The sequence below is a fragment of the Acidobacteriota bacterium genome (assembly GCA_016196035.1).
GTDB lineage: Bacteria > Acidobacteriota > Blastocatellia > RBC074 > RBC074 > JACPYM01.
Genome location: JACPYM010000123.1, coordinates 128,669 through 139,620 on the forward strand (window position 1 = coordinate 128,669; position 10,952 = coordinate 139,620).

Sequence of the window (10,952 nt, forward strand, 5' to 3'; positions counted from 1 at the left end):
TCGTGTATTGAAAATTGTTTTTGCCGCGTTAGCGGCGGTTGAATTTAGCCGTGGGTTTTCAACCCACGGTATCCGCGCCACAAACCCGCGTCGCGTCAGCGACGCTTGAATGGTCGCGTGTTTCAAGCGTCGCTGACGCGACGCGCAACCCCATGCTTTTGGCGGTCGAACTGGGCACTTCGATCAAATCATTCGCCAGCAAAACCACGTCTTTCGCTTTGCGCTTTTCGATGGCCTCGTAATCGTAAATTTCTTCCTTGCGCTCTTGTGAACCGGGAAGCTGGCGCAAGATGCGGATACGTTTTTTGGCCGCATCGGGATAAAACCCGCCCGCGATGCCAATGGCCTGTAACAGCGTCGTCGCCTGGCGCAGCGGAATCGGCCCCGGTCGCATCACGCCCCCCGTCAAAAAAACCTGATCGGCTTCCGGCACAGTGATGATGTCCCCCGGTTCGATGTAGATATTCGCGGCATTGGCGGAGGGTGTCCCACCCAACAGATCGTGCAGGTTGATCGTCACAAATGAACCGTCAAACAACTTTTCGGAGTCATCCCCCGCTGCGCCTGCCTGCGCCGCGTCTTTGCTCGGGCCGGGCGTTTTATCCACTGACCCAGTTGCCATCGCGGTGGCCGGATTGGCGCAGAAATCGTAATCCTTGCCGCGAATCAAATTCAGACTGCCGCCGGCATTCGTATTCGCGCCGCCCGCCAGCGCCAGCAATTCCAGCAAGCGCACGCGCCGTTGCAGTAAAAACCGCCCCGGATGCGAAACCGCACCCATCACGGCGACAGGCTGGCTTTGATAATCCTTGATCAGCACGTCTACCTGCGGGGCGCGCAAGTATTTCTTCAGCTTATCTTCGATGACTTTTGAGAGTTCGACCTCGGTCAAACAGGCGGCCCGAATCTCATCCATAAAGGGGATGCGAATGCGCCCGCCATTGTCCACGCGCGCCTCGCGGCCCATTTCAGGATGGCCAAACACGCGAATGTCCAGCAGATCGCCCGGCCCGATGCGATAGCGTTGCTCGCCCGCCGCGCTGGCCCGCAAGTCGCCCGCAACTTCAGCACTCGGTTGCTGCGCCCGCAACCCGCCCGCCAAAACACACAGCGCCACGCTCGCGCGCAACGCCGACCACGTCACTTTCTGCCACATAAACGACCTCTGGTTTTCTCGGCCTGTCGGCCGGGTTTCGCTTCAAGAAACCGGAAAACACCTCTTGCAAACGGCACTGGCAAACGACACTGGCAAACGACACTTGTAGGAGATGGAAGGAACTTGAATTCGCCTGCACCAGCAACGCCAGCTTGGGGCCAATTTGGGGGAAAAGCCCAGCCGCGCGGACGGGCACCCATCCGTCCTGCTCACCCTAAAAATCACTGCGCAGCCCAGGCCCTGAATATCCCTGACCAACACGACTTAACTGTAATGAACGATTGGCTAAACAAGGTGAGTCAGTATCGCTGAACGGCCTGGGAGTGTCAATTAATGCGGTGCGGCGAAGAGGCTCGGCAGAACCGCGGCACTCAGCCTTCCCGCTCAACCTTCTTGATTGCGCATGAAATCGGCTGTCTGGGCCAATGAATGCGCCAACTGCTCGCGCAAGCCGACGTCTGGCACAAATTCGTCGAGCGCTTTGAACATGCACCACAACCATTCATCGCGCTCGCGCTCGGCAATCGGAAACGGCAAATGCCGCGCCCGTAAGCGCGGATGCCCGAAGCGTTGCACATACAGCGGCGGGCCGCCCATCCAGCCGGCCAGGAACAAAAACAGCTTCTCGCGTGACGCGCTCAAATCTGCCGGATGCAAGGCGCGGATGCCCGCCGCCAGCGGTTCCACCTCCATCAAATCGTAAAAACGATCCACCAGTTGCCGAATGACTGTTTCGCCGCCAATGCGCTCGTAAAGAGAGGTCGTTGGTTGTTTCGTGATTTCCATTGTGCGTTTCGTTTGAAGTCCTGAACAAGCTGCCCGCGCGTTCCTTGCTCAAATTATCACTCCAAATTCAGAAGTCCAAACACTCACAAGGTTCGGTAGTGTCCTAAAGCTGTGTCGCTGACACTCCGAGAAAGTTCATCCACGCAGACACACGCAGGGGCACGAAGAAAAACCTCATTCTCTTCGTGCCCCTGCGTGTGCCTGCGTGTGCCTGCGTGGATGAAGTGCGGGGGGTTATTGCAAATACCGAAAGCCAAACCACACGCCGATATGCCGGAACAACGTCCAGTTATTCGGGCTGTAGGTTGTGCTATCGGTTTGCCAGGTCGTATCGCCCAGGCTGCTGGGCGTAATGCGCGCAGGCACGCGCAACCAAGCTTCGGGCGCGTTCAAATCGCCGACGCGGAAGTAATGGCCATCGTTGTGCAGGTAATGCAGCAGAAACCGCGCGTCGGCGCCATAGGCCGCGCGCGCGCGTCGCGCCACCTGTTTATCACCGGCAAAAAACGCCGGTGAACAGGCGTAGATCGGATCGAGCTTACCCGTTTCGATAATCATCGGGCGCGGCGCGACCAGGGCGAGCAGGTCTGAGGCATCAATGTATTCGCGGATGTCGGCGTAAGACCAGTTCCAGCAGCCGTGGCTGAAGTTGTATTTCAACACGTTCAAATCGGGCGAAAAGCCCGCGCTGATGCCCACCGTCACGCGCGGATCGAGCGCCGCGATGTAACTGGAAATTTCGCCGCCCAGCGAAAGTCCCGCCACGACGACGCGCGCGGCATCCACGTCGGGGCGCTTCAAGGCGTAATCCAGCGCCCGCATCGCGTCCCAGGCGCGTTCGCCGTCTTCTTCCCAATCGGTATAGAGCGGCGCGTCTTGCGCGACCGGCGGCAGGGCGGGTTTGATCGAAGGCTTCACGACATTGCCATGCGCCGGGTCATCGCCCTGCTCATAGCCGCCGTCGTAACCGAGGCTTTCGCTGAGCACCGTGCCGTAACGGATGCGATCCTGTTTCGGGCGATGTGAAATGTCCACGGCCAACACGATGTACCCCTGCCGCGCAAAAGCATCGCCGTACCAGAAAAGCTGCGAACTCGGATCAAAGGCTTGCCAGGCGCTGCCGGTGTGACCGTTGACGACCAGCGCCAGCGGATACTTGGCCGTGTCACGGCCCCCGCCGCGCGTGCCGTTGGTCGGCTTGGCCAGATAACCGTGCCCCAGGCGTTCGAGCTGCGCGCCGCCGTTCGGGTTGGGCAAAGTCCAGCGGAAGGAGAGTTCGGTCAGCGTGTAGGTTTGCGGATAGGATGACGCATTGTCATCGCGTTTTTTGTCCGGCACGCCCAACAACGGCGGCAACTGCGCGCGCGTCTCGCGCACTTCGCTCGTCAGCGCCGCCGGGTTGCCCGCGAGCGCCAGATGATAAAGTTGCTTGCGCGCCCGCAGTTGCCAGCGGCTGCGTTCTTCCATCGTTTTTCCGGCAAACCCGTAACTCAAGACTTCGGCCCGCGCGCCGCGAAACTGATAGACCGGTGCGCCGGTTTGTTGCAGGGTGCCGGTAATCGTGCGCCCGCTGACCGTGCCTTCATACGTTTGCCCTTTGACCGTGAACCGCAAGAGCGTGCCGTTCCAGCGCTCGATCACAAAGTCTTCTTCGAGTTGTTCGCTGCACGATTCGTTCACGGCATAGACTTTCAGGCGGCCCTCAAACCCGCTGGGCGAACTGGTTGACCGGTCAATGTGCAGGCGCGCCCGCACGCCGGTTTGCACAATCTGTAGATCAAAGGCTTGCGGAGCCAGCGCGGGCGTGAGGTATTCGTGATTCCAGCCGGTGAGGTGCCATTTGTACGCCAGCCAATCAGTGGGTTTGCTGGCCAGCGTGGTGGTGCTGGAATAGCGCATATTCAACAGCCCCTCGACGATGCGCCCGCGATACCATTGCCAGTTGTTGCCGAGGGTGCGGCGAAATTCCAGCGTGCGCGTGCTCGCCGTCCAGCTTACGTTATCGAACTGCTCGATCACTTTGTTCGCATCGTCCAGCCGCACTCCCAGATACGCGGCGCCTTGCTGGTCAAAGCGGAAGGTCATACGCTGACTGCCCGACAGCACATACCAGCGGCCCGCCGGATTGCTGGTGTCTTGCGCCCAGGCGGCGCCGCACAGCCACAAGCACGCCACGACAAGTTGCGCCGCCACCACGGCGCACCGTTTCCCACAAGCATTCATAGTGTAAATAACCTTTGGCGAGTCTCACGGCACGGCTAAATTGCACGCCGCGCGGAGATATTAAGTACAGGAAGCTAACGGGGAGCTGCGAGTTTTGAGGAAACTCAAGTGTGGGTGCTGCGCTTACGCGGGATGCGTCAAGGTACGGGGCTAAGCATCTAAAAGCGACCAGATCAACAGCCAGGAAAGTCGGTTCGCGCGCGGCACCAAAGACAAGAGCACTGTCTTCGGCGCTAAAGATGGCGTATTTCAGGGGCGCAATGCAAGCAGAAAATTTGGCGAGGAAGGTAACGCAATTGTGTTTATAAAGGAACGGGCGGCTTACGCGCGGGTAGCGCAACCCTGCTGAGGTTGCGCGGCTTCAGGCACTCCAGCCTGGGTTGCCAGTGATGCGATGACGAAAGCCGCGCAACCTTGGCAGGGTTGCGCTACCCGCGCTTCGCTGGCTTTTGCCCCGTTGTATCGCCGCCCCACGTAAAATTTACGGCCACCCTCGGCCCGACCGCGTTTTGCGCAACCTCAGCCTGCTGCGGTATCTTACGCTATCAAATTTTCACAGAATCAATTCACCCAACGGCAAGCAGGCAAGTGCATCAACCCCGCGCCTGTTGCGGTTCGACGCGCGCCGTTTGCCGCTTGATTTCACACTGGACAGCATCGTCCGCTAAAAAAAACCGCCCTATGAAAAAACTGAAAGACAGTCTGCCGCCGCAAGCAGATCAACTCTTAAACCAGCACGCCGCCGAAACCGAAAGCCTGGCGCGTCAAGTGCGGCTCGGCTTGGCGGTCACATCACTCGCCGCCGCGCTCTGGACATGGCAATACGCGCCGCGCGTCACCCGCATGTATCTGTTCATCACCGCGCTCTGGGGCGTCGCCTATTTCGCCGGGAAGTTGCGCGCGAAAAATGGCGCACAAGACATGATGACGCTGATTGACATCACGCTCGTGCACGTCTGTCTGTTGGCCTTCATCGTGCAGGGCTTTTTTCCGTATTACGGTGGCGGCCTGGTGCTCTTTTATTTTCCGCTGCTCGTGGCTGCCGCGGCGCGCTACAACGCCGGGTTGGTGCTGAAGGCCGGCACTTACGCCGCGTTGGGTTGCTTGGCCTTGTCGCTTTATGGCGGCAGTCCACCCTGGTTCAAAGTCGCCACGCTCGCACTCTCCACCTTTGTCGGCTTCAACACCGCGTTCAGCCCCAAAACCTTGCTGACAAAACTGGCGCAGCAAGCCGCCGAGCAGGGCTTCGCGCTCGGCACGCAGCAAAAAGAATATGAACTGACGGCGCAGATTCACCAGCTTTTCATGCCGCCGCCGATTGTGGATTTGCCGCAGGTTTGGTTCTCGTCCAAACACGGCGCGGGCACTGAGACGGTCGGCGATTACTTCCACATCTTCAACACGCCGCGCGGCCCGTTGCTGATCGTCGGCGACCTGCCGGGCCGAGGCGTCGAAGCGTTGGGCCACGTCGCGCGCATTCACCAGCAACTGCTGCTGGTCGTCAATCGTGAACCCGCCTTGCCGAAAATCGCCGCCGAATTGAACAACATCGTGTACGAACTTTACGGCGGCCAGCGCCCATTCACCTGCGTGCTGGCCGAGTGGGCAGGCGAAGAGATGCGCTATCTGAACGCCGGGCACTTGCCGATCATCCAGCGCACCAAGTCGGAACAAATTCAATTACCGGTCAACAACGCCCCGCTCGGCCTCAGTCCCGACGCAACGTTCACGGAAAGCACTGTGCCCTGTGCCGCGCGCGACCTGCTGCTGTTTTTCACGGACGGGCTGTACAGCAAAGTCACCAGCGACCGCGAAAAAGGCATCGCCGAAGTCGCACGCCTGGCCAACGAATTCCAGAGCGCCGAAGTCACCACGCTGTGTCATCGCATCTTTGATTGTGCCCAACCAGGTTACGACCCGTTGAAAGACGACGCGACGATGGTCGTAATTCGGCGGCAACCGGCAGCGGTGGCGGCAGCGGCGGGGTAACAAAGTCTGAATGGCGACAAGCAAGAGGAGCAACCATGAAGAGACGAAGAGCATGAAGTAGGCAGGAAGCAATGCTGGGAACCTTATTTACCTTCTTCATCTTCTTCGTACCCTTCGTCTCTTCGTGGTTGCTTTTTTCTTGGCGTCTAAAGTTTGGATTGATGAATGCTGATTTTAGGAATTGAAAGCTCCTGCGATGAAACCGCCGCCGCCGTCATCGAAGACGGCACGCGCGTGCGGTCAAACGTCATCTATTCGCAGATCGCCACACATCAACGCTACGGCGGCGTCGTGCCCGAACTTGCCTCGCGCGAGCATCTCGAAAAGATTGATGGTGTCGTCCTCGAAGCGTTGCAACAGGCGGGCGTCACGCACCAAACCATTGACGCCATCGCTGTCACCCAAGGGCCAGGGCTGGTCGGTTCCCTGCTCGTCGGCATCAACTTCGCCAAAGGCGTAGCCTTCGCCGCCGAAAAACCCTTTCTCGGCGTCAACCACATCGAAGGCCACGTCTATTCGGTCGCGTTTGAATATCCGCCCGTCGAATATCCGGCGCTGGCGCTGGTTGTCTCAGGCGGACATACGAATCTGTTCCTGCTGCCCGAACCCGAGCGCTACAAGCTAGTCGCGCGCACCCGCGATGATGCGGCGGGCGAAGCCTTCGATAAAGTCTCAAAACTGATCGGCCTCGGCTACCCCGGCGGCCCGGTGATTGACCGGCTGGCCGCGCGCGGCAACAAACGCGCGATCATCTTTCCGCTGGCCGAGATCAAAGACCAGCCGCTCGACTATTCGTTCAGCGGCTTGAAAACCGCCGTCTTGCGCTACGTGCGCGAGCACGGCATCGAACCGGTCGCCGATCCGTCCAATGCGTCCGCACAAATCCTCGACCTCTGCGCCTCGTTCCAAAACGCCGTCGTGCGCGCACTGGTGCGCAGCGTGCGCAAGGCCGCGCAGATTTATCATCCGCGCACCTTGCTGCTGGCGGGCGGCGTCGCCTGCAACAGCGAACTGCGCGCGGCCATGCGTGGGTTGGCTGAAGAGTCACACGTACCCGCCTACATCCCTTCACCGATATACACCACCGACAACGCGGCGATGATCGCGGCGGCGGCCTATCCGAAGCTGTTGCGCGGCGAACATTCCGGCTGGGAGATGTCGGCGGATGTGAGCATGCGCTTGCCCAATGTGGACGTAGAAGCGGCACGGACGGGCAAGAAGGTACGGTATCGGCTCTAACGAATCGCTACGGACACGCGCGCAGCCATTTATCAACCAACGGCCTCTCGTGCTAAGGTAATGACCCGAAGGCGCAGCAAACGGCGCGTTCACATCCTGAAATCCATACATCACCAATTATGACCAAACGCGAAATCAAAGTTGCACATAGTCCCGATTCGGACGACGCTTTTATGTTTTACGGCCTCGCCACCGACAAGCTCGATACCGGCGAATTGAACTTCACGCACGTGCTCAAAGACATCCAGTCGCTCAATCAGATTGCGATGACGACGCGCGATTTTGACGTGACCGCCGTCTCGTTCCACGCCTACGCCTACATCGCTGAGCATTACGCGCTGTTGCCGCACGGCGCGAGCATCGGCGACGGGTACGGCCCGCTGGTCGTGGCGCGCGAACCGTTCCCGGCCAGCGAACTCAAAAACAAACGCATCGCCATTCCAGGCGAATTGACCAGCGCCTTTCTGGCCTTGCGGCTGCATACGCCGGAATTTGAATACGTGGTCGAACCCTTTGACGGCATCATCGAACTCGTGGCCGAGGGCAAATACGACGCGGGCCTGCTGATTCACGAAGGCCAATTGACCTTTCACGAGCAGGGCCTGGACAAGATCGTAGACCTGGGCGCGTGGTGGCTGAAAGAAACAGGTTTGCCGTTGCCGATGGGCGGCAATGCGATCAAACGCGACCTTGGGCCGGAGTTGCAAAAACAGGTTTCGTACTGGCTGCACCGCTCGATCCAGTTTTCGATGGACAACCGCGAGGACGCGCTCAATTACGCCATGCAATTCGCCCGCGACATGCCCGTCGAGACGGCGGACAAGTTCGTCGCGATGTGGGTCAACAAGAGCACGCTCGGTTACACCGACCGTGACCGGCAAGGTGTGCAGTTGTTGCTCGATGAAGGGTACCGCAAGGGTGTGATTCCACGGCAGGTGACGATTGAGTTCGTAGGCTAGGGCGTCTGCCAAGTGTGGTGGAAGGTTAGTATTTGGCCCGATGCCCAATCCGTTGGAGCGGGAGTTCAAACCACTGCAATGAAAGCCACGCCAGCGACACGCTGAGAGCAAATGCAATTAGAGAAATGGCTGCATCTTTCAGCCGGTACACAGCAGGTGGCTCTTTGCGCACCCAGTAATAGACCAGCCCGATCACTGCCTGGTGCACCATGTACAACCCATAAGAGATTGCACCAAACCAGCGCAAGACCGAACTTTGCAAAACTGCCCGAAACCAGCCTTGATTGAGTAATGCGAGTAGTAACGCCAGCACATAAAATGCCGCCAACCAAAGAGGCGTAAGCGGACCAAGAAGCGGCTCTACTGACAAATACACGGTCCCAAGCCCAAGTATTAATGCGACCACCATCAGTCCAAGTTGGCGCTGCTGGTAAATTTCAAGAAAGCCTGGCTGCCGAATCAACAGCGCCAGCAGTACCCCGCTCATCAACGCATCGCCGCGCCACGGAGTAAGCACAAGCGCGTGAAAGCCTGGCCAGAGCCAGCGCAGCAAGGGCGCGGCAGCGATGAGCGCAACCACAATCGCCATTAGTGCGCGGCGCGGCAGCCAGTAAACCAACAAGGGCACGGCGAAATAGAACTGTTCCTCAACCGCAAGCGACCAGGTGATGCCCAGCCAGTTCGCGCCGTGCGTTTCGCGCAAGGACATGGCGATGTTTTGTGTGAATGTGGCGTAACTCCAGAGCGGCATGGGGCGCGCAAAAAGCCAATCGGATGCAATTACCGCTTGGAAAATAGGGAAAAGCGCGAGCAAGAGGAAATATAGTGGGAAGATGCGAAAGATACGACGCGTGTAAAACGCGCGAAAGTAGCGTTCAGAGTCCCGGTTATCTAAAAGGATCCCGCCAATCAGAAAGCCACTCAACACAAAGAAAAGATCCACGCCACTCTGACTGAAAAATAACAGGCGAATGCTGTAGGCCGGTAAGATCGTGACTTGGCAGACAACATAATGCCAAACGACCACCATCAGCACGGCGATGCCGCGCAGACCGTCAAGTTGGGGGATTCGTTGCTGAGACATGGCCGCGAATGCTACGCACACCTTTTTTATTTGGCAAGCCTCTGCGGGCGGTTGGCAGCGTTGAAAAGAAAAAGCTCTTTCCAATCTGTTGCGTTGGCGCGCCTCCATAAGTAACGACGCCCGTGCTTCCGATTTTCATAACGAAAAGGCTGGCAAAGTTTGCTACTGCAACTTTGCCAGCCTTTTTTTGCCTGACAACGTTTCACTAAACGTAATTGATTAGTGGGTGCCGCGCCCGCCAGAGAGTTAGCAGATCGCCCGCCGTGACGGAGAATCAAAATCAAACAACTAAGTTAACCTAACTTGCCAAATAAATGCCTTGCTCAAGGCAAATGCAATGACGAACAAGGTCGCCTTGAGCGGGCAGCCTGACGTGGTGACAGCGTGAATCCGTTGCGGAAACCAACTGGTGATTTCGCTGAACACGGTTTCAACCGGAGGCCGGGTCCTTTGTCTGCACAGGAATTCAGAAAGCGTGTCACGGCGTACCGAATTGCCATTGCCGGCCACGGCAAAGCGGAGGCCATCGGCCGCCCACGCGTCGTCTTCGGTCTGGTAATCGGTGTAGCCCGCCTCCTTAAAGACTTAGCTCGCTGATGGCAAAGCGCAGGGTAGTACGTCTATCCTGCGCACATCATTCGCGTGACCGGGCAGAAACACTAACTCGACGGGACGCCCGCCGCTGTGATGAGCAACTTGCCCATTGCGGTAACCGTACTCCCTCTGCGGGCTGCCCGCCGCGCCACTCGCTGCATATTCGGCCAGTAACTCACCGCCCAAACCGTAGACCTGCCATGTCTCGATGCCGTTGACCACCCGCCGCACGCGCTTGCCATCGCCATCGTAAAAATAGCCGCCATAGACGATGGTCAAGGCATCGTTCAGCACCTTCTTCAGCCGGTTCTCAGCGTCGTAGCTGAAACGCGCTGGGCCGTTGCTGGGCGTGAATGTATCGCGCGTCTGATTGCCCGCCGCGTCATATTCCAGCGCGCCGCTCTGCCCGACGGGTACGCCCAGCCGGTTATTGGTTGTGGAGGCCGCATAGACCAGATTTGCGTCATTCGTTTCCACGCTACCTGAATCTGGTCAAGGAACCGGAAATCGTCCGCCCCGAGCAGGCTTGGGTAGCCGACATCACTTACGTTCGACTGGGGGACGGCAGCTTCGTTTACCTGGCGATCTTGATGGATGGTTTCACGCGCATCATTCGCGGCTGGGCGCTCTCGCCTGGGCTGGGCGTCGAACTAACGCGCGCCGCACGCGCACTGTGCAACGCACGACCGGAAATCCATCACTCGGATCAAGGCGTGCAATCCGCCGCCACTGATTACGTGGCCGCGCTCAAAAAACGCAACGTGGCAATCAGTATGGCCGCTGTCGGCCACGCGGAAGAAAACGGCTTCGCCGAACGGGTCATCCGAACCATCAAAGCGGAAGAAGTAGCTTTGAACGAATACCCCGATCTGCTGTCAGCGCAGCTTCACCTGAGGCGATTCATTGACGACGTCTACCATAC

At 58.6% G+C, this 10,952-nt stretch carries 9 protein-coding genes; 4 read left to right on the forward strand and 5 right to left on the reverse strand.

Features of this window, described 5'->3' with window-relative positions; all coding sequences use genetic code 11:
• Positions 1 to 58: 58 nt before the first annotated feature.
• The 3 genes from HY011_34500 to HY011_34510 all read right to left on the reverse strand — a co-directional run bounded on the left by HY011_34500 (position 59) and on the right by HY011_34510 (position 4,135).
• The gene (locus tag HY011_34500) at positions 59 to 1,156 is read right to left on the reverse strand and encodes a polysaccharide biosynthesis/export family protein (GenBank protein MBI3428064.1); all 1,098 of its coding nucleotides are present in this window, start codon (positions 1,154 to 1,156) and stop codon (positions 59 to 61) included.
• 384 nt (positions 1,157 to 1,540) lie between these two features.
• Positions 1,541 to 1,942 (reverse strand): group II truncated hemoglobin, encoded by a 402-nt coding sequence (locus tag HY011_34505; GenBank protein ID MBI3428065.1) that lies wholly within the window; start codon positions 1,940 to 1,942, stop codon positions 1,541 to 1,543.
• A gap of 234 nt (positions 1,943 to 2,176) precedes the next feature.
• Positions 2,177 to 4,135 (reverse strand): acetylxylan esterase, encoded by a 1,959-nt coding sequence (locus HY011_34510; GenBank protein ID MBI3428066.1) that lies wholly within the window; start codon positions 4,133 to 4,135, stop codon positions 2,177 to 2,179.
• A gap of 711 nt (positions 4,136 to 4,846) precedes the next feature.
• On the opposite strand from HY011_34510, the gene HY011_34515 reads away from it, so the two are divergent.
• From HY011_34515 to HY011_34525, 3 genes are all read left to right on the forward strand, one after another.
• Entirely contained in the window at positions 4,847 to 6,154 is a 1,308-nt protein-coding gene (locus tag HY011_34515; protein MBI3428067.1) for a serine/threonine-protein phosphatase, read from the forward strand.
• A 165-nt stretch (positions 6,155 to 6,319) separates the two neighbouring features.
• Complete coding sequence (tsaD, locus tag HY011_34520) at positions 6,320 to 7,393, forward strand: tRNA (adenosine(37)-N6)-threonylcarbamoyltransferase complex transferase subunit TsaD (GenBank protein ID MBI3428068.1); 1,074 nt, start codon at positions 6,320 to 6,322, stop codon at positions 7,391 to 7,393.
• A 119-nt stretch (positions 7,394 to 7,512) separates the two neighbouring features.
• Positions 7,513 to 8,352, forward strand: coding sequence for an ABC transporter substrate-binding protein (locus tag HY011_34525; protein ID MBI3428069.1), 840 nt, complete (start codon positions 7,513 to 7,515; stop codon positions 8,350 to 8,352).
• A 25-nt stretch (positions 8,353 to 8,377) separates the two neighbouring features.
• Here the strand turns inward: HY011_34525 and HY011_34530 are convergent, their stop codons facing one another.
• Complete coding sequence (locus HY011_34530; GenBank protein ID MBI3428070.1) at positions 8,378 to 9,436, reverse strand: acyltransferase; 1,059 nt, start codon at positions 9,434 to 9,436, stop codon at positions 8,378 to 8,380.
• 585 nt (positions 9,437 to 10,021) lie between these two features.
• On the reverse strand, positions 10,022 to 10,507 hold the full coding sequence (locus HY011_34535; GenBank protein ID MBI3428071.1) for a hypothetical protein: 486 nt from the start codon (positions 10,505 to 10,507) through the stop codon (positions 10,022 to 10,024).
• Between HY011_34535 and HY011_34540 the strand changes: the two genes are divergently transcribed.
• On the forward strand, positions 10,489 to 10,952 hold a 464-nt coding region (locus HY011_34540; GenBank protein ID MBI3428072.1), incomplete at its 3' end, for a transposase family protein. The two genes, HY011_34535 and HY011_34540, sit on opposite strands and share 19 nt — an antisense overlap.